This window comes from Endozoicomonas sp. ISHI1 (assembly GCF_024606225.1).
Taxonomy (GTDB): Bacteria; Pseudomonadota; Gammaproteobacteria; order Pseudomonadales; family Endozoicomonadaceae; genus Endozoicomonas_A.
Window position 1 is genome coordinate 1 of record NZ_JAGRPU010000029.1, and the last position, 24,628, is coordinate 24,628.

Genomic DNA, 24,628 nt, shown 5'->3' on the forward strand with positions numbered 1-24,628 from the left:
CTGCATCGTTGGTGCCGTTAATGGTTATGACGATATCGTGGGTAGTGCCATCCAGAGACCTGACGGTAACGGTCTCGGTCAGGCTGTCACCATCCCCCAGGGCCTGAATGGCTGACTGGCTATTGCTCGCCGAATAACTCCAGTTACCGCTGCCATCAATAGTCAGAGAACCGTAGGTGCCGGTGATCGTCTCGGCGGTGAAACTATTTTCGCCGCCATCAACATCGGTGACACTCAAGCTGCCAGAGGTGGTCAGGGTATTGCCAGCGTCCTCGGTAACACTGCCGGTATCAGTACCAGTGATGACTGCTGCATCGTTGGTGCCGTGAATGGTAATAACGATATTGTGGGTAGTGCCATCCAGAGACCTCACCGTCAGGGTCTCGGTCAGACTGTCACCATCCCCCAAGGCCTGAATGACTGACTGGCTATTGCTCGCCGAATAACTCCAGTTACCGCTGCCATCAATAGTCAGAGAACCATAGGTGCCGGTCAGGGTTTCAGCTTGAAAGAAGGCTTCGCTCTGGTCAGCATCAGTGATGGTGAGGGAGCCTGATACTGTCAGGGTGCTGGCATGACTGTCTTCAGTGACGGTTGCCGTATCAAGACCTGTTATCTGTGCGTTGTCGTTTGTACCGGTGATGACCAGAGTGGCTGTCTGGGAAACTGAGCCACCATTGCCGTCTTCTATGTCATAGCTGTAGACAATGGTTTCAGTGACTCCGTTCGCAAGATAGTCATAGGCACCGGGGTCAACGGTAAGGGTGTTTCCGTTGATGGTGATGCCAGAGTCATCGCCGGATGACAGGGTGATCTGGGTCACGGAGAGACTATCACCCGTGTCAACGTCTGCAGCAGACTCAAGCAGATCGATGTTGACTGAAGCCGAGTCTTCGACATAATTTTTCGTAATGGCTGTGCTAACCGTTGGATCATCGTTGACCGATGTGATGCTGAAGTCGAAAGTCGCTGAAGATGAGAAGAGGTGGCCATCACTGACCTGAAATTCGAATGAGGCGTACAGATTACCATGTTCATCTTGAGCAGGCTCAAATTTCAAACGACCTGCCAACAGCTCATTTTTTGTCACTTCCATGCCCGCAGTGACAGCTGATCCGTTAAAGAGCAACGCACCTGCCAGAGGCAACTGAGTGATTTTAATACTTTGCAGTGTCTGTCCGGCATCCGGGTCAGAGAAAGTGAAGTCGGATGTACTGAAAATATAAGGCGTATCTTCGTCGGACGTCACCAGGGTGCCTGCCGTAATCGGAGCATCATTAACGGCAGTTGTCGTGATGGTACTGGTGGCTATATGACTGTTGTCATGACCGTCATCAACACTGAAACTGACGATCCGATCAGCGGTAGAGGGTGACTCGGAGCTGTTTGAGTAGGTGACTGTTCTCAGTGCTGCCTGGTACTCCGCGACCGTTGCGGTACCAGAGAGCGTCAGGGTGCCGGTTGATAAATCCCAGCTTCCGGAAATCCCGTTGTGATCGTTGAACGCCAGTCTGTCTTCATCTGGCACGAAATTGCTACTGATCGTGATCGTGGCGCTCTCTATTGTGACAGAGTCAATGTCTGTCAGCGTGATATGACCCTCTATTACTTGATCGCCGTCGTTTTCTGTGTAAGTGAGAGTCCCTCCTGCTGTGACTACAGCCGCATCATTGACAGAAATGACGTCAAGAGTGGCTGATGCACTGGCTTCATCCCCTGAGGATCCATCTGACACTGTGAAGTTAAAAGTGACATCGTCACCGAAATAATGAGCCGTGGGAGTATAGCTCCAGGTGCCGTCATTATTGTCTGCCAGATGACCTGTCGCAGGGTCTGCCAGAGTGACCGACTGAATGCTCAAGCTATCACCATCAATGTCACTGGCTGAAGCCAAAAGATCAGCAGCAGTGATGACATAGGAGGTGTCTTCCAGGGTTGATCCCAGGTCAACATTCCCTGCAAAAGGAGCATCGTCTATTGGAGTGACGCTGACCGTGAAAGTCTGGATATCAGAAGAAAGCTCACCGTCGTTTACCCGAAAGTTAAATTGGGTGTAGTTATTTCCACTTTCATTGGCTTCAGACAGGAACGTCAGCAAGCCCGCAGAAATGTCAGCCCGACTGATGGCGTCGCCTTCAGATACCTTAGTGCCGTTGAGTTCCAGTGATCCGATGACTGGAATGGTCTCAATAACGACTACTTCCAGCGCGTCAGCATTGTCCCGGTCACTGAAGGGGAAGTCGCTCAGGGTGAAGCGATAGAGGGAGTCTTCAGTAATGGTGGTAGAGCTGTCCAAGGAGACGGGGGCTTCGTTGATGTCGTTGACTTCAATGGTAAAGCTCTCTAAATAGGTTGCACCATCAACATCGCTGGTTGTCACCTCAACATCAACGGATTCATCGGTTTCGTGATCAAGGGCTATGCCCTCTTTCAGTTTGAGATCGCCATCTACCACTTCAAAGCGATGGTCATCGACGGTGTAAGTGTGAGTATCAGAAAGGTCTTTGTCGGTGGTGGACAATGTACCTACCACCGCGCCATCCTGATTTTCATCAATATGGGTTCCGGAGATTTCAATATCTTCCGGGTTATCATTGCTGCCCTCAATGGTAATAGACGCACTCTGGCTGACAACGCCACCATGACCATCCTCTATGTCGTAGCTGTACTCGACGACTTCAGACTCACCTGCAGCCAGATGTTCATAAGCAGAAGCATCCACAGCAAGACTGTTGCCATCATCAGCGATAGTAATACCTGAAGGATCGCCAGCGGTTATCCTTAGAGAGACTGCATTCAGAGTGTCTGTTGAATCAAGGTCAAATGCACCTGCCAACAGGTCAACATTAACGTCACCGCTGTCCTTATCAATCGTCTGGATGACAGCTTCACTGACCTCAGGTTGATCATTGTCGCCAGAGAGGGTAATGGTGACAGATTCTAAAACGGACTCTCCCCTGGCATTCGTTACCAGGTATTCGTAGGTCAGGGTTTCTGTTTCGCCAGCAGCCAAATATTTATAGACTTCAGGGTCAATACTGAGGCTGCTGCCATCCAGACCGATGCTGACGCCTGCCTCATTGCCTTCAGTCAATCGTAACTGAGTCACATAGAGGGTGTCGGAATGATCATTGTCAAATGCCTTTGAGAGCAAGTCGATGGTTGTTTCGCCATCACTCTGGACAATCTCCGCGGATAACGGTTCGGCAATGTCCGGGGCATCGTTGACATCTTCATCGTTGTCTTCACCTGTGACGATGATATCCACAGAAGCCCTTGAACGGGCGCCACTGCTGTCCAGGACTTCAAAGATAAACGTGACAACAGATTGTTCGCCTGCTGCAAGGTAATCGAAGTCACTGCCGGGCAGGAACCGAAAGCTGCCATCGTCATTGAGTATCAATTGTCCTGAATCAGGTGTTGTGACCAGATTGAAGGTCAGGGCTTGTCCGCTATTGCTGTCGTAGGCATTCAATTTGCCTTCGAGCTCTGAAGCGCTCTCACTGCTTCCCATCACCATGTTTTGTGCAGTGGGAGCGTAATTGACGACAGGGGGTACGATTAATACTTCGGTGTATGTTTCAGGCGTCAGTAGTGGTTCAGTGTATTCAGGTAAACTTTCAATGTCTTCTACTGACACCGACAACGGCCCGGTCTCTTTTTGCTCTTCTAATTTTGTGGCATCTCTTTCCAGTACAACGACTTCACCGGAAAGGCCACTGGAGGGGATGGGATCTTGAGAGGAACTGTCATCTTCACTGGCCGGGGGATCTTGAGAGAAACGATGACTTTCTCCTGCTGAAGAGGGTTCAGAAACGTCAACAGGGTCTGCCCGTTCTGAAATAGCGTCCAGTATCTCTACAACTTCTGATGACTCCTGAAGATCAGAGTGTGGTGCAGATTGAAGCATATTCTCCAGCATGACAAGCTGAGACTGCCCCTCTAGTTGAATGACTTCGCTGTTAACCAGAAGAATAGAGACAGGGCTATTGGATTCAGAGACTACCTTCTCATTGAGATAGAGTGGATCGCCTTCTTTAAGAATGCGTTTGCTGCCATCAGGGGCGATGGCGAATACCTCTCCATCCGTTTCCTGAACGTGCCCGATGACAGGTCTGGAACCATCAGAATTGGAATTCATATTCCCTTCCTGAGAAGTGTTATCGCTCAGTCAGAGCATTTTGTCTGGCCCTGAGAATCGGCTTCATGAGATATTCCATCAAGGTTTTCTCCCCGGTAATAATATCGATGTTGGCCTTCATGCCCGGGATGATTTCCAGCGGTTTTTCAGGGTTGCCAAGCTGGTTTTCATGGGTTCTGACGCGAACGATGTAAAAACTTTCGCCTTTTTCATCCTTGATGGTATCTGCACTTATGTGGTCTACCACACCTTCAAGCCCACCGTAGACGGCAAAGTCATAGGCCGTCAGTTTGACGACAGATTTCATACCTTCCCTGAGAAAGCCTATATCTTTAGGGGCAATCTGAGCTTCAACCAGCAGGGATTCCTCTACAGGAACAATTTCCATGACATCCATGCCAGGCTGTATAACACCGCCAACGGTTTTGACATTGATTTTTTTGACAATGCCTTCCACCGGAGAGCGAAGCAGTGTCCTGACGACCTGATCTTCCAGACTGGTTTGTGTTTCAGACAGTTGATCCAGCTTGACTTCAACGTCTTTCAGCTCCTGAACCACCTCTTCCCGGAATTTGATCGTCAGTTCTCGCTTACGTGCCAGAGCTTCCTGATAAGCGTCGTTCAGCTTGGGAATGGACAGTTCTGTCATATTCTTCTCGGATGCCAGATCATTCACTCTCTGCTTGAGCTGGATCATCTCTACGTGAGAAACAACGCCTTGATCAGCCAGAGGTTTGGTCAGTTCCAGCTCCTCTTCTCCCAGCTCCAGACTGGTGGTTAAAAATTCCAGCTGTGACTCGGAAGCGGCCAGTTCGTGCTTGGCTTGAGAGGCTTGCTTGTTGACAATATCAAGCTCGGCTTTGAGGCCGGCATCGCGTCTCTGGTAAATCTGGATCTCACGGTCAACATAATCCTGGTAGCTACTCAATTCGGGAGGAAACTTCAGTGGGCTGCCGGAGAGTTCAGCCTTGAGTCTGGCGGCCTTGGCCAGTTCACTGTAATACTCAACAGCGCCTTCCCTGAAAGTGGATTTGAAGCGGGTATCATCCAGTTGCAGCAATGGCTGTCCTTCCTTGACCAGCTCGCCCTCATGGACAAAAAGCTCTTCCAGTATGCCGCCTTCAAAGTTTTGAATGACCTGTAGATGAGAAGAGGGAACAACTTGACCCATACCACGGGTAATTTCATCCAATGGTGCCAAACTTGCCCAGGTGATGGCTGAGCCAATAGCCAGCAGCATAGTGTAAATTAACAACCTGCCGCCTCTCGGGGCTTTCATTAACATAGCTGCACTGGTATCCGACATGTACTCCAGGTCTTCGGTGCTGACATTGTCTTCTAATGGAGAAGTATTCTTCAGGCTTTCATCTTCATCAATCTGCCTGTCCAGCTCTGCCGGCTCGTCCAGTATGGCTTCTTGGGTCAGAGCTTCCTGATCATCAGAACCGGCTTTATTCCCTGCCTCCTCAAGCGGAGTCGTTGATTGAGCATTTGAAGCCTCATGGGGCTGATTCTCTGGTATTTCAGAAGCGTTTTTATCGTCCTTGTACTCGCTCATTGCACGATCCTGTTTAATCCGTTCAAGGTCATTGGCAGCTCTTTGCTGAATGAGGGTTATTCGATTTTGAGTTTGCCCTGCTTTAGGGCAGCGTGAACCTGATCCTTGGGTCCGTCCGCAACAATCTTTCCGTTATCCACCAAAATCAGGCGGTCAACCAACTCCAGCATGGAAGCCTTATGGGTGACCAGAACAATGGTTTTATCCTTGCATTGCTTTTTCAGTTGTTCTTTGACGCGCAACTCAGTGGTGTTATCCATAGAGCTGGAGGGTTCATCCAGAACCAGAATGGGTGGGTTCATCAGAAGTGCCCTTGCTAAGGCGATACTCTGTCGCTGCCCACCTGAGAGGTTTTGCCCCCTTTCGCCCACAATCATATCCATACCGTTTGGATGTTTGTTGGCGAATTCGGTAACACCAGATATTTCAGCCGCTTTCAGCAGGGCAGCGTCGTCAACGAAACTGGCGCCGAGGGTGATGTTTTCTTTGATGCTGCCATAAAAAAGGGTGATGTCCTGGGAGACACAACCAATACTGCTTCGAAGGTCTGAAGGGTTGATCTGTCTCAGGTCAATACCATCGACTCTGATGGCACCTTCATCAGGCTCATAAAGGCCAAGAATCAGTTTCTCTATCGTGGTTTTTCCAGAACCGATGCGGCCGATGATGGCTACTTTTTCACCGGGATTGATGTGCAAATTGATGTTTCTCAGAGCCTGGATCTCCTGACCCGGGTATGTGAAATTAACACCATCAAATTCAATACTTCCATTGAGTTCAGGACGATTGACATAGTCACGGTCTGCCGGACGTTCTACCGGCATCTCCATGATCTGGTTAAGTCCATCAAGAGCAGATTTAGCCTGATTGTAGCGAGTGGCAAGGCCGGCTACCTGAGCCATGGGAGCCAGGCATCGACCTGACAACATAACGGTTGCAATCAGACCACCCATACTGATATCACCCGCAGAAATCAGGAAAACACCGTACGACACCAGCGCAATGTTACACATCTGTTGAACGTAAGCACTGACCGTCGATGCGGAGGAACTCAATAACTTGGTTTTGATACTCCAGGTAGCTATGTGGCCGACTGCTTTTTCCCACTTGTATTGAATTTCGCTTTCTGCCTGGGCAATCTTCAGGGCCTCCATGCCTGAAAGACTCTCAATCAAAGTGGCGTTTTTCTGTGAGTTAGAGCGCAGGGTTTTCTCAACGGAACGCTTGAGAGGCTCCTGAATAGCAAAACTGTACACAGCTATTAGAGCCATGCAGAACACGGGAACGTAGGCCAATGGACCACCCAGAATGAAAATCACCATCAGTATGATCAGAGTGAAAGGCAGATCCACTAGGGCAATCACCGTCGATGAGGTGATAAACTCCCGGATGCTCTCGAATTCCTGAAGGCTTTTGGCAAAGGAACCGACCGAAGCAGGCTTGGCTGACATGCTTAATCCCAACACCCGCTCCATAACCCGTGATGAAAGCAGTATGTCCGACTTTTTCCCGGCAAGATCAATAAAATAACTTCGAATCATTTTAAGAACGAAGTCAAAACTGAAGATAATAACGGCACCCACAGCCAGCACCCAGAGGGTATCAAAAGCCTGGTTAGGCACCACTCTGTCGTAGACATTCATGACAAACAGCGGGCTGGCCACCACAAAAATATTGATCAGCAGGGAGGCCAGCAGGACATCTCGATAAATTCTCCAGGAGCCGAGAATTGTGCCCCAGAACCAATGTCGGGAGCGAATATTCAGCGTCGTGGGAGTTCGCTTATCATATCGGTGTTTTTCCCGGACATAGATGGTGTAGCCGGTATAGTGCTCTTCCAGATCTGAGAGGTCGATGCTTTTAACACCCTCTCCCGCTTCCGGAATAATTACACGGGCTTTTCCTTCTTCATGATCGATATCAATCAAAATGCAAGCTTTACGTCCTTTTAGAAAAAGGACAGTAGGCGTCACCAGAGGAGAAATGTCTTTCAATTTTCTTTTGTGAGTTTTCGACGCAAGGCCCGCTCTTTCTGCTGCACGGGAAAACAACTCTGCAGTCAATTTGCCGTTTTCCAAGGGTAATCCGGCTCGAAGAGAATCGTGAGAAAAGGGCTTTCCATAATGCTTGGTCAGAATACTGAGGCATTCCAGTAAAGGATCAAACTCCTTTTGGTCGCTCTCAGGTATACCCCACTCTTCGTTCGCATCTTCTGCAGCTGCACTGTAATTCATGGTTCCTACCACTGAAATAAAAATAAAAGAACAGAGGTACTGCTTATTCTGTAAAAAGGTATCTGAAATTAATACTAGCGCAGTTTATTAGTCTTAAATAATTAATAAGAAAGCAATTGAAGAGTGTCTTATATCTGACGTTTGATTGTTTTAAATGACATAAGAAATTCAGTCTGATGTTCTTTTGACAAGGAGGTGTTTTTTGAGTCTTGAAGGAATCAAGTCTTTTACTGCGAATCATTTAAGCCCTTCCGGTTTTAAAAATGATTGTAAAAGATTATATGGGAAGTTTTGTGGCAAACTGGTTCAAGCTCTTGAAGTTTTAACGACGGTTTTAGATAAAGCCAGTAGCCCATCCAAAACCGAATTGTCATTTAACAAGTCAATTCATAAACGGAAAGCGGCTCCATGGAAAGTGGCCACCAGACTTCATAACTGGCGTCTTGAACATTATGAGCAAAGAGCAAGATCGTCGATGAAAGACTTTCTGGAAAAACTGGTTGATAAAGGCGCTGGTATCGAAGATTTTTCTTCTGACGAGGCTAAAGCATTGGCCAGCGAGTTAATAGATATCCTCTTTCAACTGGAGTCTAGTGTTTTTAAGGCTTTGTCCATTGCTAAAGACCGTCTGCCCAACCCGGAAGCTGTGTGTCAGGCATTACGTGATCTTTTTGATGAGGTTGGTGTTTTAGAAGAAAATCATGACAAATTAAAGGGGCTCTTAAATGAGGCAGGTTTTTTATATAAGTTTGTGCGTGCCTCTGAACAACTGAATGTCATTGAAGTTTCTGATAAAGCAGAAGATGGTGCTGAATTCAAAACTTTTGCGATCAATTGTTTGGGCATAAACGGTATTAACTTTTTGCATAATACTTTGATGCTCTACTACGATATGACGGACAGACTGCTTCCCGATGACAAAGATTCATTACAAGACAAAATTAATCAAGTGTCTGATAAAGACAAAGATCTTATTCCTCTGGGGCAGGCCATTTTCAACAGACTTCGCCTGGAAAACTGATGTACAAAAGACCCGAGTCCTGTACGCCTCGGGTTTTTATTGAATGCGATCTAATGAAGTTTAGTGATCAGGTCTTATCGAAGACTTCTTCCTGGATTCTTTTAATACCAATGTGACGTACATCCGTCCCTTTGACCAAATAGATAACGTATTCCGCCAGGTTACGGGCATGATCGCCAATCCGCTCCAGTGATCTCAATACCCACATGATGTTCAGAACCCGGGTGATGGATCTTGGATCTTCCATCATGTAGGTGACCAGTTCCCGCGTTGCACTCTTGTATTCCCGATCGACCGTTTTATCTTCTTTGGCAACTGCCAGAGCAAGATCAGCATCAAAACGGGCAAAAGCATTGAGTGCATCCTGAACCATCTGTCGTACATGGTTACCAATGTGACGGGTCTCGATATAACCTTTGGGCGCTTCTCCCTGTTCACTGAGGCTGATAGCAAAGCGAGCAATTTTTGCTGCCTCGTCACCAATCCTTTCCAGGTCGGTTGCGGCCTTGGAGCAGGAAATAACCAGACGGAGGTCGCTGGCCGCTGGCTGGCGTCTGGCCAGAATGCGGGAACACTCTTCATCGATAGCCAGTTCCATATAGTTAATGTCTGTGTCTTTCTCGCAGACCACTATCGCCCCTTCACTGTCAGCATTGATCAGGGCATTGATCGCATCGGATACCTGCTTTTCAACCTGCCCACCCATGGACAGGAGATTATTTCGCAGCTCCTCCAGTTCATGATTGAATTGCTGGGAAATATGATGGCTAAGAAGTTCGCTTTTGGTATCCATGAGTTTTCCAGGTGCTTTCTTGGCAATGGCATTCTTAAGCTATGGCATTTAGCCGTAACGGCCGGTTATATAGTCTTCAGTTTGTTTCTGTTGCGGGTTTGTGAACAGCGTATCCGTATCATCGAATTCAATGAGCTTACCCATATACATAAATGCTGTGTAGTCTGAGACACGAGCTGCCTGTTGCATATTGTGGGTAACGATAGCGATGGTGAACCTGGACTTGAGCTTGTTAATCAGTTCTTCGATTTTTAACGTTGAAATAGGATCCAGGGCTGAAGCCGGTTCGTCCAGCAGAAGAACTTCTGGCTCTACCGCAATTGTGCGGGCAATAACCAGACGCTGTTGCTGCCCACCCGACATGCCCAGGGCGCTTTCATGCAGGCGATCCTTAACCTCGTCCCAAAGTGCCGCACTGCGTAAAGCCCATTCAACGACTTCATCCAGAATACGCTTTTTGTTGATGCCCTGAATGCGCAGACCGTAGGCGACATTTTCATAGACACTCTTCGGGAAGGGGTTTGGCTTCTGGAATACCATGCCAACGCGGCGGCGTAAATCCGCGACATTGACACCCTGCTGATAAATATTCTGGTCATCCAGCTGAATGGCACCTTCGATGCGGCAGCCTTCAACCAGATCGTTCATTCTGTTCATACTTCGCAACAGAGTCGATTTACCACAGCCTGATGGACCAATGAAAGCAGTGACCCTGCGTTTCGGGATGGTCAGGGAGATATCGTGCAGAGCCTGCTTCTCACCATAAAACAGGTTCAAATTCCTGATATCCAGACATTTTTCTTCCTGTTCCAGACTGAGCTTACGACGGCTGCGTCCCAGACTCTCGAGGTTAAACGCCGGTGTTGAGCTGGTCTCAGGAGTGACTCTGCTCTGTTTGTTCTCTGTCCGGGTGGGTGTATTCAAATCCAGTGCCTCATCCAGCATGATGTTACCTTTAATACGTAATTAAACCTTCCTGGCACACTCAGGGAAACTTTTTTATAGCTCAAGGCTGTTTTTTTGTAGCGAATCAGTCTCATGCTTCCAGGCTCTTGTATTTTTCACGCAAATGGTTGCGAATAGCCACTGCTGAAAGGTTAAGAACCGCAATGACAATAACCAGAAGAAGAGCTGTGGCGTAAACCAGTGGTCTGGCCGCTTCTACATTAGGACTCTGGAAGCCGACATCGTATATGTGGAAGCCCAGGTGCATGAATTTCTGATCCAGATGCAGGAATGGATAATTACTATCCAGAGGTAAACTGGGAGCCAGCTTAACCACACCCACCAGCATCAGGGGCGCAACCTCACCAGCCGCACGGGCAACAGCAAGAATCAACCCTGTCATCATGGCAGGACTGGCCATAGGCAGAACGACACGCCAAAGTGTTTCTGCTTTGGTCGCCCCCAGTGCCAGACTGCCCTCACGGACCGAGCTTGGAATGCGTGAAAGCCCCTCTTCTGTGGCAACAATGACAACGGGTAATGTTAATAAGGCCAGAGTAATTGATGCCCAGAGTAACCCGGGAGTACCAAAGGTCGGTGCTGGCAAAGCTTCCTGAAAGAACACCTGATCAATTTGGCTACCGGCAAAGTAGATGAAGAAACCGAGGCCAAATACACCGTAGACAATGGAAGGGACACCGGCCAGATTATTTACGGCTACGCGAATGGTTCGTGTCAGCCAGCCCTGATTAGCATATTCCCGGAGGTAGACAGCCGCTATTACACCAAAGGGAGTCACGATGATCGACATTAGAATCACCATCATGACAGTACCGAAAATGGCTGGGAAAACGCCTCCTTCTGTGTTCGCCTCTCTGGGGTCGTCAGTGATAAATTCGCCGACCTTGTCGAGATAAAAAAGCATTTTCTGGCTCAGGGTCATGGCATTAGGTTTATAGGCCCGAACGATTTTGCCAAAAGATTGCTCAATCTCTATACCATCAACGGTTGTAGCCACCAGACTGTCACGGTTGAAAGCGACATACAAATCACCCAGTCTGGCTTCCATCACCTTATACTCAGCTTGATAGACCTTCCGTTGCGCTTCGATATCCGCAAGCGCTTGAGGGGTGGCTGTACCATCGAGTTCGAGGGCTCGCTGTTCAAGACGGAGGCGTTCCAGTTTAGCGTTAACGGAGCCTATTTCGTGCTTTTCAATGGCGTAGATTTCATTGTAGATAGATAGAGCTCTATTCAGCCTCTTCTGGAACTCTGGCCAAGCCGCATCGCCTTCTACAACGACGTTGCCGTCCTGTTTTATGCTGTTTAGATAACCGTAGAAATTACCCCACTCACGGCGTTCCAGGGCAACGATATTTTCAGGATAACGGCGATTCTCTAGCCAACGATCAATCACCCAGGCAAAGTCTGAGCCTGAGACATCTCTGTTACCGACTTTCAGCAAATCACGAGTCAGTGTTTCCACGCCCTCCGGAACCGGGAGACCCGCCGCTTCAATACGGGTTGCAGAAACGGTTTCCGTGTCTGCTATTTCTCCAGCGATCAACCGGGATTCCTGACCGGGAGGGGCGTAGTCTGCCACCAGAATTTGTCCAGGCCAGAAGTGACCGAGACCGCGGATTGCAATCAGACCCAGAAGACCGACAACAAGAATGACACTGATGGCGACCGCTCCGGCATTCAGCCAGACCCAGGGGGAACCCGTTTGATACCACTTGCTTATTTTATTGCTCATGTTCCGGCTCCTTCCTTAAAGCGAACTGTACTTCTTGCGCAGTCGATGACGAACCATCTCAGCAGCAGTATTAACCACAAAGGTGAAGAGGAAGAGCACCAGTGCAGCAAGGAACAAAATTCGATAGTGGCTGCTGCCCACTTCAGATTCCGGCATTTCTACAGCAATATTGGCAGCCAGGGTTCTCATGCCCTCAAAGATATTGGCGTCCATGATTGGCGTATTGCCGGTAGCCATCAGTACAATCATCGTTTCGCCCACGGCACGGCCCATACCAATCATCACGGCAGAGAATATGCCCGGGCTGGCGGTCAACAATACAACACGCACCAATGTCTGCCAGGGCGTCGCACCCAGTGCCAGAGATCCATAGCTCAGATGTTTGGGAACGCTGAAAATGGCATCCTCTGCGATAGAGAAGATGGTGGGAATCACTGCAAACCCCATAGCCAGTCCTACGACCAGAGCATTACGTTGATCGTAAGGAATATCCAGCTCAGACGTCAGCCAGGTTCTCAGGTCGCCATTAAAGAGGGCGGCTTCAATGGTTCCATTAAGATTCATGGCAATGGCACCACTGATCAGCACAACAGGGATCAGCAAGGCCGCTTGCCAACCTTCCGGAATAGCGTGACGAATTCGACCGGGCATCGAGTCCCAGGCAAAAGCAAAGAGCAAAATGCCTATCGGAACAATCAGCAAGAGCGCAAATATTCCCGCCAGACTGTTTTCGATCAGGGGCGCCAGCCAGAGACCGGCCAGAAAACCCAGAATGACCGTGGGCAGCGCTTCCATCAATTCAATCACAGGCTTTACTTTACGGCGCATGGCAGGTGCCATGAAATAAGCCGTATAGACGGCTCCGGCTATTGCCAGAGGTGTGGCCAGTAACATGGCGTAAAAGGCGGCCTTGAGAGTGCCGAAGGCCAAAGGGGTCAGGCTCAGCTTTGGCTCAAAGTCATTATTCGATGCGGATGACTGCCAGATGTATTCTGGCTTCTCATAGCCTTCATACCAGACTTTACCCCAGAGAGCCGACATGGATACTTCCGGATGCTCATTGTCAACATGCCAGAATTCGGTAGAGCCATTGCTACTCACCAGCATATAGTTGCTTCGGGGGGCAATAACCAGTTGCTCAACAGGGCCGTTGGTCAACTTCTCAGTCAACAGGGTTCTGTTGGCTGTGGTGTAAAAAATGCCAACATTGCCCTTATCATCCGCTGCCAGAAACCCCTTTCGGCGATGCTCAGGCACTATCTGTGTAATAGGTTCACCGGCCAGCTCGAACTCACGAACTCTTTGCAAGTGCCACTGGTTTTGTTCGTCTCTGACCATGAACCACTGGCTGACCATGCCAGTTTCATCGCCTATCAGCAGAGAAACTCCACCCAGCAGGAACGTCATGGTCGTTACTCTGGCGGAGTCGGTAGTCAGATCAGTTTCTGAAACGACGTGAGGCTCATTAATGTTGCTGATATCGATCAATGTCAGGCCGTCGGCACCAGACTGAACGAAAAGCCAATGCTGATCCGGAGCAATGAGGACATCGTGAATAGACCCATTCACTGCAGGCAGGATGATCGTTTCTTCTTCCAGCGTGACTTCTTCCGTCAGGAAGTCTTCTTCCTTGGTAAAAGCGGTCATATAGAGGCGCTTGTCACCATAACCGGTGAGCAACAGTTGAGTTTCACTGTCACTGATACTCAGGTGTGAAACAGCCTGGTTAGCCGCTACCAGATCAATCGCTTCTTCACCGTATGGGTAGGTGACCTTGGGTGTGATCAAACGCTTGTCATCAGGCCAGGTAATTTGGTAAGCATGCTTGAAAATAATGACCTGACCGTTGCTGAGACCGGCTGCCAGCAGGTTGTTGTCGGATGGTGCACTTGTAATTGTGGTAACTGAGGTTCCGGCAGGAAGGGGCAGGGAATAGCGATATTTCTGCTCTCCGGTTTGGGTGGATGCAAAAGTCAGGGCCCCGTCGGCAGTGATGGAGAACGCCAGTTCAGCCTGTTCTTCCATGCTCTGATAGAGCGGGCGCTGCTCCCCGGCAATCGTCTGTGTCCAGGTACTGGTGGGTTCAATTTCTGCACTTTTGAACAAGGGCGCTACTTCATAAAGGAGGTAGATAAAGATCAGAAGGATGGCGGCAATAACACCAAGACCACCTACCGCTACACCCCAGCGGGTCAGGTAATCTTTGAAAAAGCGAAGTGACTGATGACGTTTATGAGCCGGGGTGTTGTAATCGACACCAGGGCTGTCTTCTATTGTTGGTTGATACATGGCACTGGTCGCAGAGATTATTGAGCGTACCTTAAAAGGTCTGTGTTACAGAAATATGACAAAATTGAAAAAAATGAGAGCCAAACTGCAGCTCTCAGTATCTCAAAACGGTATCCCCGTCAGTGTCGATAAACAGTCGTGACCGAATGAACTGTCTGAAAAGCGCTGCAGCCAACTTACACTCTATTTCGATACTTATAGTACATCCACTTTTACTGGTCTTTGCTTTTTGGTTTTTCCTGAAAGAAGGCGAGCTGCGCAGTGAGTGCTGATGGGATTGCTAACTTTTGAGCAAGCGCCCACGTACTATGAGCTACACTGAGGCTCCGACTGAAGAAAAGCGAAAATTTGTGTGCAACTTAAAACTGTTTTCCTTCGTATGTACACTCTTGCTCTCTACGGCCATCAGTGGACTTGCTGCTGCCAACTCTCGGGGACGTACGCTCATCGTTGCAAGTGGGACATATGATCAAGAGGGATGTCTGGTACCCGAATTTGTCTGCTTTTTTCCTGAAGGCTCTCTGCCCTCGCTTGAAGAAACCCTGTTCGTCACCAACGCTTATTATATTGGCAGGGTGCCAATGGCTGAAGGTTCATGTAGCTGTTATTTCCTGAATGGCGATCTCGACATTCCCTCAATGGAAGAAGGAAACTTCTTGTGTATCGACCCCGAATTGCAGGCAGATGGAACCGCCAATGGCGAGGGTGATGGGGTTACAGATAGCTATGAAGCAGCGCAGGCAGGAACGCAATGGTTCTATATATCCTCACCGGTCTGGTCAATTGATGATGGCACGGGTTCATTTGTCCAGCAGCTTGGCTCCCTCCTGTCATCTTTGTGGCAGTGGCTGATGTCTTCAGATAATTTTTATGAGAAAAGAGAGAAAAATAGCACGAGCTCCGCACTGCCAGAATCGCCCTCATCAGCACCTGAACGCGCCTTGCGATTATCAGGAAGTGGATTTCCACCCGACCCACCAACACCTCCTCCATTTATACCCGGCATTCCTGGCAAGGGATTGCTTAATATGCCCGACTGGCAGTTTGACTACCTGTTGGCTCTGGCCGGGATCAGCCAGCGGGCAAAACAGTGGTTTCATAATGGATATCTCACCACTTCCAATGCATCCCGACAATTCGTCAGCGACACAGATTTATCTGCGGCTTTAACAGGGATTTCCCAGAAGAAGGCATTCAATAAGTCTTTATTCAGCCAGGTACCGCTGGATGCCTCGGAACTACTTGCTCAACTATCAGGGAAAGGTTTGCCGGGTTTTGGGCAGGTGCATCAGTCAGAAACAGTTATGTTGTATCCCGTATTTATGCTGCCTCAATCTGATTCGAATGACTTTGAAGAAGCGCAGGAGGTTGAATATGCTGGAAAAACTTGCAGCGTATGCCTGCTTAATTTTGAACAATCTGACGACGTGGTGAAAACATCATGTATGCATCTGTTCCATATGGACTGCATGAGACCGCGGCTAACAACAGAAGCTAATGGGCAAATAAATCCTTACTGCCCAATCTGTCGGCATGATCTGAGTGCTCTGAGTCGCTTTCTGATCCGGAAAGAGATCCTGAAAGAGGCCCTGAAAGAAATGCAAGAGGTGACTCACCTTCTGAAGGACATGCTGTTAGGTAGAGGGACCTGGCCTGAAAATGACAGGCATGTCTATGAAAGGTTGATTCGTGCAGGAGGCAGCAATGATCCGGACATTGCTGAGCAGATACAGGCACTTTGGCCATTAGTTAATTTTTACTCTGTGCGGCATCTGGTGTCGCAAGTGCAGGCAGGGAGAGCAACCTGGCCTGAAAATGATGGGCATATCTTTTTAGAATTGAGAATGGCAGAAGGTGTCAATGATCCGGACATTGCTGAGCAGGCGCGGGCACTTTTGCCGTCAGTTAGTTTGTACTCCTTGCATCATCTGATGTCACACATTGAGGCAGGGAGAAAGCCCTGGCCTGACGATGACCGTGTTATCGCTCTAAGATTGAGAACGGCACAAGGTAGCAATGATCCGGCCATTGTTGAGCAGTCACGGGCACTTAAGCCGACAATCTGTTTGCACTTCGTGCAGCATCTGGTGTCACAAATGCAGGCTGGAACAGGGGTCTGGCCTGAAGATGACCATAGTGTTTTCGTAATGCTGAATATTGCGATACTTGGTACTGATGCAACCACTATTGAGGCATGGAGGGTATTAAATCCCGATAGTATACCTACTGCTGGGCGGGCAAGGGCACTTTATCCATTGGCGAAATTGTACTCTGCCAAGCATCTGGTTTCAGAAGTGCAGGCAGGGAGAAGGAGCTGGCCCGGAGATGAAAGTTATGTCCATCTGGGATCGTTGAGAAGCTTGGTAGATAGCGCTGATCCGGCTATTGCTGAGCAGGCACAGGCCATTTATCCATTAGCTAATTTGTACGCTGCGCAGTATCAGGTGGCACAGATACAGGCAAGGAGAGAGAGATGGCCTGATGATGACAGGTATATCCATAAAAGGTTGGGTATTGCAAAAGGTAGCAATGATCCGGCCATAGCTCAGCAGGCCGAGGCACTTGAGCCATTAATTAATTTTTACTCTGTGCGGCATTTTGTGTCACTAGTGCAGGCGGGGAAAAAGTTCTGGCCTGATAAGGACAGTTACATCTATACAAGGTTGAGAAGTGCACAAGGGTGCGATGATCCGGTCATAGCCGAGCAAGCACGGGCGCTTGAGCCAGCCGTTAATTTGTGCTCCGTGCAGGATCTGGTGTCACAAATGCAGATAGGAAGAAGGACCTGCTGGCCTGAAGATGATAATAATGTCTATGTGAGGTTGAGCAATGCAGAAGGTAGTAATGATAGGACCGTTGCCCGGCGGGCACGGGCACTCAGGCCATTAGTTGATCAATATAAGAGCAAGTCGTCAGGTAATTGATTCCAGACTGCTTTTTCATGGATACCTCTTTGCTCCAATGCTTGCTTGGCCTGTTCACTCTCTATTTGCGGGAAAAACAAAGCAATTAACTACAATCTACTTATGCCGCTATTGTTCATGCTTCACAGTAGATAGCCGCTGGCCGTAATAACGATAAAGTACAATGTGGAAATAATATGAACGCAGTGATTCTGGCTGTCGCCGTCATGCTCGCATTGAGTTTGTTGCGCGTGAATGTGGTTCTGGCGCTCTTTATTGGGGCTATGGCCGGGGGACTGATTGGAGGTCTGGATATTGTCCAGACGCTTGAGGCATTTTCAAGAGGCCTGGGCGGTGGTGTGGGCATTGCCATCAGTTACGCTATGCTGGGGGCTTTTGCCATGGCCATTGGTCGCTCCGGCATACCCGAGTGGATGGCCGGGAAGATCATTCGCAAAGTGAAAGGCAGCAACAATTCGCAGAATAATGTAAAGCTAAAATACAGTTTGTTCCTGACGCTTGTGTTGATGGCTTTTTCTTCCCAGAACTTGATACCTATCCATATAGCTTTTATTCCCATACTGATTCCTCCTTTGTTATCGGTATTCAGTGCTATGGCAATTGATCGTCGTCAGGTAGCCTGCCTTATTACCTTTGGACTTACCGCGACCTACATGCTCTTCCCTATAGGGTTTGGCAGTGTGTATCTGAACCAGATTCTTGGTGGCAACCTCCATGAAAATGGGCTGGATATTGAATTGAGCCAGATGCCACTGGCGATGGCGATTCCCGTTTTTGGCATGTTTCTGGGATTACTGATAGCGGTTTTTTTCAGTTATCGAAAGCCGAGAGCCTATCGTGTAGAAGAAACCCTTTTGATCCACGGACAAGATGTTCAGTTAAGCAAGGCTGCCATCATTACCTCTGCCATTGCCATCGTGCTGGTGCTGGTAAGTCAGTTGATGACAGGTTCCATGGTTCTGGGGGCCGCAATGGGTTTTATTACAATGGTCATCGGGCGGGTAGTCTACTGGCGGGAAGCGGATGAGGTATTCAATGAGGGCCTGCGAATGATGGCCGTTTTTGGCTTCATCATGATCTCGGCCGCGGGCTTTGCGGAAGTGCTGCGTTCAACAAAAGATATTCCGGCACTGGTGAGTCAGGTGCAGATTTTTGTGGGAGGCAGTCAGGCCCTTGCGGCCATTCTTATGCTTCTGGTCGGTTTGCTAATCACGATGGGGATTGGCTCTTCGTTCTCAACGGTTCCGATCATTGCCACCCTTTATGTGCCACTGGGTATGGAACTTGGTTTTACGCCACTGGCCGTAGCCTGTCTTGTGGGAGCCGCCGGAGCGTTAGGTGATGCAGGCTCTCCGGTTTCGGAATCCACCATTGGTCCCACCGCCGGTTTGAATGTGGATGGTCAGCACGACCACATTCGGGATTCGGTGATTCCTACCTTTCTGCACTTTAACATCCCGATGATCATTTTTGGCTGGATTGCCGCCATGATTCTCTGATTCCGAAAACACAAACAGGGCCAGATGGCCCCGTGCGAATCACTTATGAATCTGTGAATTAAAGATCAAGTTCAGATAGATACTTTTCAACAACCTTGGCAGGGAGTGGGATGTAACCGTCTTTAACAACCACTTCCTGACCTTGCTGAGACAGCACCATCTTCAAAAATTCGCCTTCCAAAGGAGGCAGCTTCTTGTTGGGCTGCTTGTTGACGTATACATACAGGAAACGAGACAGTGGGTAAGAGTTGTTTACAGCGTTAGCTGGCGTTGCTTCAACAAATGGCTGACCGGCTTTCTTGGCCAGGGGTACGGTACGGACGCTGGAAGTCTGGTAGCCAATACCGGAGTAGCCAATGCCGTTTACAGAAGCACTGACAGACTGAACGACAGAAGCAGAACCAGGCTGTTCGTTTACGTTGTTACGGAAGTCACCTTTACACAAGGCTTTTTTCTTGAAGTAACCATAGGTGCCGGATACTGAATTACGGCCGTAAAGCTGGATTGAGCGGTTTTTCCAGGCTCCTTCCAGACCTACACCACCCCAGGTACTGATGTCTTTGTCGCCACCGCACTTGCGGGTAGAGGAAAAAATAGCGTCCACCTGAGCCATGGTCAGACCCTTGATAGGGTTGTCCTTGTTGACAAAAACCGCCAGAGCGTCAATTGCAACTGGAACTGCAGTGGGCTTGTAGCCGTGCTTTTTCTCAAAAGCTTCCAGTTCCTTGTCTTTCATCTTGCGACTCATGGGGCCAATGTTGGAAGTCCCTTCAGTCAGAGCGGGTGGCGCAGTAGAAGAGCCTGCAGCCTGAATCTGTACATTCACATTTGGGTATTCACGCTTGAAATCCTCTGCCCACAGGGTCATCAGGTTGGCCAGAGTATCAGAACCGACACTGGATAGATTGCCTGATACGCCGCTGGCTTTCTTATAAGTTGGGATCTCAGCGTCGATCTGACTGGCAGAGGCAGCCTGCATCCCAGTCACAAGGGCAATTGTTGTTATCAGAGCTTTAAGCTTCATTCGTATTTCTCCTAAAGGGATTTTTTTAGCCTCTCTTACAGCTACAGGCATTTGTCTACTGGCAAAAACTATAAGATGAAAATGTGACAGTTATATGACTGAAAGTGACAGCTGTTTATCCGCAATATTCATAACTTGGTACCACTGTCTTCAATCTTTTGCTGATTGAAGATTGCTGAAGAAATGCCCGGACAGGGTACAACTGCTTTCAAGCTGTCGTTATAATTCCGGACAACAATCATGGGACATGTTCCTGAAGAACGGATCTTCTACCAACAGAATGGCAGAAATTTTCTCAACAAGAATAATAATAAATTGATGTAACAGGCAGGATAAAAATGACCACCGGCTGGAAAATGATAAGAACAGCAGTCGCCGGTATTGATGGATTAACAGAGAGATTTGGACGTCTTCTGAGCGGGTTTAACCTGTTACTGGTCGTCAGTGTCTGTCTCGTCGTTGTTCTTCGCTACTGGTTCAACTCCGGTTCCATTGCCCTTCAGGAACTGGCGATGTATTTCCACGCACTTATTTTTCTCGGTGCCAGCAGCTATACGCTGAAGCAGGGCGGTCATGTTCGGGTAGACGTTTTCTACAACCGTATGAGCGCCAGACAACGGGGATGGGTGAACGGCCTGGGAACCCTGTTTCTGTTGTTCCCGGTCTGCCTGTTTATTGGTTTGATGAGTTTTGACTATGTTTCCCGTTCCTGGAGGATCATGGAAACATCATCGGACCCGGGCGGCTTACCGCTGGTGTATCTTTTGAAAAGCCTGATTCTGGTGTTTGTTGTCACCCTGCTGTTGCAGGGCATGGCAGAGTTATTGCGGTCCGTGCTTATTCTCGCAGGGAAGGAGTCCCCGGAAGATGGCTGAGTACATTCCAATACTGATGTTTGCAGCCGTCTGCATGGTGTTACTGGTGGGCTATCCGGTAGCCTTTTCACTGGCGGGTACTGCCCTGGCTTTTGCCGGGGTTGGCGTTCTGACCGGATTGTTTGACCCGTCTTTTCTCAATGCCCTGCCCAGTCGCCTGTTTGGCATAATGACCAATCAGACTCTGATGGCTGTGCCTCTGTTTGTATTCATGGGCTGCATGCTGGAAAAGTCCAGAGTGGCTGAAGGGCTGTTGGAAAGTATGGCTCGCCTTTTTGGACGAATGAGAGGTGGTCTGGGGCTATCCGTCACCCTGGTCGGGATGCTGCTGGCTGCCAGTACCGGTATTGTCGGAGCAACGGTTGTGACCATGGGCTTACTGTCTTTGCCCACCATGCTGAAGCGGGGTTACTCCGCGTCTCTGGCCACAGGAACCATCTGTGCCACCGGCAGTCTCGGTCAGATTATCCCTCCGTCCATTGCTCTGGTTTTATTGGGCGATGTTTTATCCACAGCCTACCAGCAGGCCCAGCTGAAGATGGGAATCTTCTCTCCCGAAACCGTTTCGGTGGGTGATCTGTTTGTCGGGGCTATTATCCCCGGCCTGATTCTGGTGGCTGCCTATGCTCTCTATCTGCTGATCGTAGCCTGGAGCAATCCGGCAGCGGCGCCTGGTCTGTCTGATGAAGATATCGGGGCTTATGATGAGGGGGATAATACTTATCTGCTCATGAATCTGTTGCCCCCACTGCTCTTGATTGGCTTAGTGCTGGGATCGATTCTGGCAGGAGCCGCGACACCAACAGAAGCAGCGGGTGTGGGTGCAATCGGTGCTTTTTTGCTAGCTGTAATGAAACGACAGTTAACGTTTCAGACGTTATCCAAAACACTGTCTAATACGACAAAAGTGACCTGCATGGTGTTTTTAATCCTGATCGGTGCTTCTGTCTTTTCTCTGGTGTTTAGGGGCTTTGGCGGCGAAGAGCTGATTCATGAGTTATTCACCCATATGCCAGGAGGGAAATTGACAGCGGTTCTGGTGGTCATGCTGGTGATGTTCCTGCTCGGATTTATCCTGGACTTTATTGAAATAACGTTTGTTATCGTGCCTCTGGTCGGACCGGTTCTGCTGGCCATGGGACTCGATCCTGTCTGGCTGGGCATCATGATGGCTATCAACTTGCAGACCTCATTTCTGACACCGCCATTTGGCTTTGCGCTGTTTTATCTCAGGGGGGTGGCTCCCACAGAAGTGACAACGTCTGATATTTATAAAGGTGTCGTGCCTTTTGTGATGATCCAGCTGATATTGCTGTGTGCACTGGCAGTCTGGCCGGAAATAGCTACATGGCTTCCGGAAAAGTTTTACGGTTAAGAAGATCCTGAGCGCAAGAAACAACCTGACACTCTTTTTAAGCTATAAGGATTTTCAGAGTCAGTTGCGCCAAAAAATAAAAACATTAAATACAAGAGAGTAATATGGAACTGGATAATGATCTTGCTCCCGGACCTCAGGGAGAACTAACACTGAAAGTGCTGGCGGACTACCAGTCCGTCAATACGACAGGCGATGTCTTTGGTGGCTGGGTCGCCATGCAGATCGATCAGGCCGGTTCGATTATGGCCAGAAAGATTGCTACAGGACGTGTTGTCACTGTGAGCATCGGAAGTATGAGTTTTATGCGCTCAGTGAAAATGGGCGATATTCTTGCACTGTTCACAAGGGTGACAGAGGTCGGCAAAACGTCGATTCGGATAGTGGTAGAAGCCTGGGTTGAAGACAAAAACGGTCGTACCAAGTTGACTGAAGCCAGTATGGTTTTTGTAGCCATAGATTCAGAAGGTAGAACGAGTCGGATCCACAGTGACGGAAGCCCTTAGGAATCAAGGCAGTTTCAGCATCTGGTCCACAGAGCCAGCTTTTCTGATAAGCCGGCAAGTGTGATCGGTTTGTCCAGAAAATCATCCATACCGGCAGACTTGCAAGCGATCTTATCCGATTCCGAGGTACTCGCTGTGAAGGCAATAATGGGTATACCGGCGTAACTTTGGCCGGAGGCTCTGATTTTTTCACTGGCTTCCAGACCATCCATGATGGGCATCATGCAATCCATAAGAATCAGGTCGAAGGCCTCTGAAGTCTCAAGCATGTCTAGCGCTTCCTGACCATTGCGGGCCATTTTGCAGGTACAGCCTAACTTTTCCAGCAGCTTTTTGGCCACCATCTGGTTCACTTGACTATCTTCCACCACCAGAATGTGGAGGCTGTGGGTTTCCATCGCTGACACCGGCCTTCCTTTGCCTGTGGCCTGATTTCTATACCATCAATATCTGAAAAAATACTGAGTTCTTTAGATACAGGATGTTGCCAGACTAAACCGCTCAGAAATAGCCAATTCCAGCTGATCTCCCTGTTTCAGAGGACCGACACCGGCCGGAGTGCCTGTGAGGACAATATCACCGGGTTCCAGTGTGAAATGGCGGCTTATGTAGCTGATCAGTCCCGGAATGGAGGTCAGCATATGGGCTGAAGTGTCTTCCTGACGTGTCTGACCATTGACTTTAAGGCTGAAGCGAATGTCATCAAAATTGGGCAGGTGCTCTCTGGCAACAAACCCCGAAACAGGGCAACTGCCATCAAACGCTTTGGCCACTTCCCAGGGCAGCCCTTTTTCTTTCAGCCGGAACTGGACATCCCGGAGTGTCAGATCCAGTGCCAGTCCCATCGCCTTGATGGCATTTATGCTCTCACTCTCGCTGGCATTGTGGAGTCGGGTATCCATCAGAATCGCTATTTCTGTTTCGTAATGAACTTCTCCGCGATCAATGGGAATAGCAAAGGGCATTTCCAGAGATGTCAGTGATGTTGAAGGTTTGATAAACAACACCGGGTCATCGGGCAGTGGATTATTCAACTCCCGAATGTGCTCGGCATAATTTCGACCAACACAGACCACTTTGCCGGTCGGCAAGTCAATGCGGTCGCCACTTAGCCAATGGTGCCTGTACTTCATAAGGCTTCCTTGTTGCTTGTTTGTTCTTGTATTTTTCTTTTGCTCATGATCTGGCACATCGCTAGTATTTATCAGCCGGGTTCGACTGCTGAAGCTATCATTCACAGTACAAAGATTCTGTTTTCCAGATTAACCTGATCACAGGAGCGCGTCATGTCTGAAGAACTCCACCTAAATATCCAGAATCTGCATGACCTGCTTGAAGGACAGCCAGTGGATGATTGTACTGCAGGGGCGCTCAAGCAAATTACCGATGAGCTACAGCTGGCTCTGGCTCAGGCGGAAGGTGACATTCCCCTGCAGGATTACAATGAACAGCTTGAACAGGAAGCGATCAAGTTTTCCGAAGAACATCCTGCATTGTCTCAGGCTATCAGGCAGATTCTGACTACGCTATCAAGCATAGGTGTCTGAAACAAAAAATTCATCATAACTGCTCTGCACCTGAGGTTTAAACCCTGAAGTTGTGATTGGGCAACGAGCGTAGCATTTATACACCCAAGGTAAGGGTTTTTCTCTTTTTTATGCTATTATCCCCACCCCGGTCGGTTATAA

General features: G+C 48.9%; 17 protein-coding genes. 7 read left to right on the plus strand and 10 right to left on the minus strand.

Annotated features, from left to right (window positions below; all coding sequences use genetic code 11):
* From KBW69_RS17045 to KBW69_RS17055, 3 genes are all read right to left on the minus strand, one after another.
* On the minus strand, positions 1-4,141 hold a 4,141-nt coding region (locus tag KBW69_RS17045), incomplete at its 3' end, for a retention module-containing protein (RefSeq protein WP_257281633.1).
* Positions 4,142-4,160: 19 nt separating this feature from the next.
* Positions 4,161-5,699, minus strand: coding sequence for an HlyD family type I secretion periplasmic adaptor subunit (locus tag KBW69_RS17050; RefSeq protein ID WP_257253684.1), 1,539 nt, complete (start codon positions 5,697-5,699; stop codon positions 4,161-4,163).
* Between the two features lie 56 nt (positions 5,700-5,755).
* Complete coding sequence (locus tag KBW69_RS17055; RefSeq protein WP_257281634.1) at positions 5,756-7,933, minus strand: type I secretion system permease/ATPase; 2,178 nt, start codon at positions 7,931-7,933, stop codon at positions 5,756-5,758.
* A gap of 202 nt (positions 7,934-8,135) precedes the next feature.
* Here KBW69_RS17055 and KBW69_RS17060 point away from each other — a divergent pair, with 202 nt between their 5' ends.
* A complete protein-coding gene (locus KBW69_RS17060; RefSeq protein ID WP_257281635.1) occupies positions 8,136-8,954 on the plus strand; it encodes a hypothetical protein in 819 nt (272 codons plus the stop codon).
* 67 nt (positions 8,955-9,021) lie between these two features.
* Here the strand turns inward: KBW69_RS17060 and phoU are convergent, their stop codons facing one another.
* The 4 genes from phoU to KBW69_RS17080 all read right to left on the minus strand — a co-directional run bounded on the left by phoU (position 9,022) and on the right by KBW69_RS17080 (position 14,737).
* Entirely contained in the window at positions 9,022-9,747 is a 726-nt protein-coding gene (phoU, locus tag KBW69_RS17065) for a phosphate signaling complex protein PhoU (protein ID WP_257254953.1), read from the minus strand.
* A gap of 48 nt (positions 9,748-9,795) precedes the next feature.
* A complete protein-coding gene (gene pstB, locus KBW69_RS17070; protein ID WP_257254952.1) occupies positions 9,796-10,692 on the minus strand; it encodes a phosphate ABC transporter ATP-binding protein PstB in 897 nt (298 codons plus the stop codon).
* A gap of 91 nt (positions 10,693-10,783) precedes the next feature.
* Complete coding sequence (gene pstA, locus KBW69_RS17075; protein WP_257254951.1) at positions 10,784-12,448, minus strand: phosphate ABC transporter permease PstA; 1,665 nt, start codon at positions 12,446-12,448, stop codon at positions 10,784-10,786.
* A 15-nt stretch (positions 12,449-12,463) separates the two neighbouring features.
* Positions 12,464-14,737, minus strand: coding sequence for an ABC transporter permease subunit (locus tag KBW69_RS17080; RefSeq protein WP_257281636.1), 2,274 nt, complete (start codon positions 14,735-14,737; stop codon positions 12,464-12,466).
* A gap of 581 nt (positions 14,738-15,318) precedes the next feature.
* Between KBW69_RS17080 and KBW69_RS17085 the strand changes: the two genes are divergently transcribed.
* Both KBW69_RS17085 and KBW69_RS17090 read left to right on the plus strand, forming a co-directional pair.
* Positions 15,319-17,661 carry an RING finger domain-containing protein gene (locus KBW69_RS17085; protein WP_257281637.1) on the plus strand — a complete coding sequence of 781 codons (2,343 nt, stop codon included), beginning with the start codon at positions 15,319-15,321 and terminating at the stop codon, positions 17,659-17,661.
* Between the two features lie 176 nt (positions 17,662-17,837).
* A complete protein-coding gene (locus KBW69_RS17090; RefSeq protein ID WP_257281638.1) occupies positions 17,838-19,160 on the plus strand; it encodes a Na+/H+ antiporter family protein in 1,323 nt (440 codons plus the stop codon).
* 58 nt (positions 19,161-19,218) lie between these two features.
* Here KBW69_RS17090 and KBW69_RS17095 read toward each other — a convergent pair whose 3' ends face one another.
* Positions 19,219-20,184 (minus strand): PstS family phosphate ABC transporter substrate-binding protein, encoded by a 966-nt coding sequence (locus KBW69_RS17095; RefSeq protein ID WP_257254947.1) that lies wholly within the window; start codon positions 20,182-20,184, stop codon positions 19,219-19,221.
* A gap of 338 nt (positions 20,185-20,522) precedes the next feature.
* Here KBW69_RS17095 and KBW69_RS17100 point away from each other — a divergent pair, with 338 nt between their 5' ends.
* The 3 genes from KBW69_RS17100 (at position 20,523) to KBW69_RS17110 (ending at position 22,940) form a co-directional block, all read left to right on the plus strand.
* Positions 20,523-21,059 (plus strand): TRAP transporter small permease subunit, encoded by a 537-nt coding sequence (locus KBW69_RS17100; RefSeq protein ID WP_257281639.1) that lies wholly within the window; start codon positions 20,523-20,525, stop codon positions 21,057-21,059.
* Positions 21,052-22,434, plus strand: coding sequence for a TRAP transporter large permease subunit (locus KBW69_RS17105; protein WP_257254945.1), 1,383 nt, complete (start codon positions 21,052-21,054; stop codon positions 22,432-22,434). Before KBW69_RS17100 ends, KBW69_RS17105 begins: the two co-directional genes overlap by 8 nt.
* Positions 22,435-22,538: 104 nt before the next feature.
* Positions 22,539-22,940, plus strand: a complete 402-nt coding sequence (locus KBW69_RS17110; protein ID WP_257254944.1) for an acyl-CoA thioesterase — start codon at positions 22,539-22,541, stop codon at positions 22,938-22,940.
* Between the two features lie 14 nt (positions 22,941-22,954).
* Here KBW69_RS17110 and KBW69_RS17115 read toward each other — a convergent pair whose 3' ends face one another.
* Together KBW69_RS17115 and KBW69_RS17120 are read right to left on the minus strand one after the other, a co-directional pair.
* Positions 22,955-23,338, minus strand: coding sequence for a response regulator (locus KBW69_RS17115; RefSeq protein ID WP_257254943.1), 384 nt, complete (start codon positions 23,336-23,338; stop codon positions 22,955-22,957).
* Between the two features lie 72 nt (positions 23,339-23,410).
* On the minus strand, positions 23,411-24,073 hold the full coding sequence (locus tag KBW69_RS17120) for a fumarylacetoacetate hydrolase family protein (RefSeq protein WP_257254942.1): 663 nt from the start codon (positions 24,071-24,073) through the stop codon (positions 23,411-23,413).
* A 153-nt stretch (positions 24,074-24,226) separates the two neighbouring features.
* Between KBW69_RS17120 and KBW69_RS17125 the strand changes: the two genes are divergently transcribed.
* Positions 24,227-24,487, plus strand: a complete 261-nt coding sequence (locus KBW69_RS17125; protein WP_257254941.1) for a DUF4404 family protein — start codon at positions 24,227-24,229, stop codon at positions 24,485-24,487.
* Positions 24,488-24,628: the final 141 nt, after the last annotated feature.

Bases quoted from the DNA above. Each gene is read 5' to 3' on its own strand.
- pstA (WP_257254951.1), bottom strand. From the start codon at position 12,448: ATGAGCAATAAAATAAGCAAGTGGTATCAAACGGGTTCCCCCTGGGTC.
- KBW69_RS17095 (WP_257254947.1), bottom strand. From the start codon at position 20,184: ATGAAGCTTAAAGCTCTGATAACAACAATTGCCCTTGTGACTGGGATG.
- KBW69_RS17115 (WP_257254943.1), bottom strand. From the start codon at position 23,338: ATGGAAACCCACAGCCTCCACATTCTGGTGGTGGAAGATAGTCAAGTG.
- KBW69_RS17110 (WP_257254944.1), top strand. From the start codon at position 22,539: ATGGAACTGGATAATGATCTTGCTCCCGGACCTCAGGGAGAACTAACA.
- KBW69_RS17085 (WP_257281637.1), top strand. From the start codon at position 15,319: ATGGCTGAAGGTTCATGTAGCTGTTATTTCCTGAATGGCGATCTCGAC.
- KBW69_RS17080 (WP_257281636.1), bottom strand. From the start codon at position 14,737: ATGTATCAACCAACAATAGAAGACAGCCCTGGTGTCGATTACAACACC.
- pstB (WP_257254952.1), bottom strand. From the start codon at position 10,692: ATGCTGGATGAGGCACTGGATTTGAATACACCCACCCGGACAGAGAAC.
- KBW69_RS17055 (WP_257281634.1), bottom strand. From the start codon at position 7,933: ATGAATTACAGTGCAGCTGCAGAAGATGCGAACGAAGAGTGGGGTATA.
- KBW69_RS17100 (WP_257281639.1), top strand. From the start codon at position 20,523: ATGACCACCGGCTGGAAAATGATAAGAACAGCAGTCGCCGGTATTGAT.
- KBW69_RS17125 (WP_257254941.1), top strand. From the start codon at position 24,227: ATGTCTGAAGAACTCCACCTAAATATCCAGAATCTGCATGACCTGCTT.
- phoU (WP_257254953.1), bottom strand. From the start codon at position 9,747: ATGGATACCAAAAGCGAACTTCTTAGCCATCATATTTCCCAGCAATTC.
- KBW69_RS17105 (WP_257254945.1), top strand. From the start codon at position 21,052: ATGGCTGAGTACATTCCAATACTGATGTTTGCAGCCGTCTGCATGGTG.
- KBW69_RS17120 (WP_257254942.1), bottom strand. From the start codon at position 24,073: ATGAAGTACAGGCACCATTGGCTAAGTGGCGACCGCATTGACTTGCCG.
- KBW69_RS17050 (WP_257253684.1), bottom strand. From the start codon at position 5,699: ATGAGCGAGTACAAGGACGATAAAAACGCTTCTGAAATACCAGAGAAT.
- KBW69_RS17090 (WP_257281638.1), top strand. From the start codon at position 17,838: ATGAACGCAGTGATTCTGGCTGTCGCCGTCATGCTCGCATTGAGTTTG.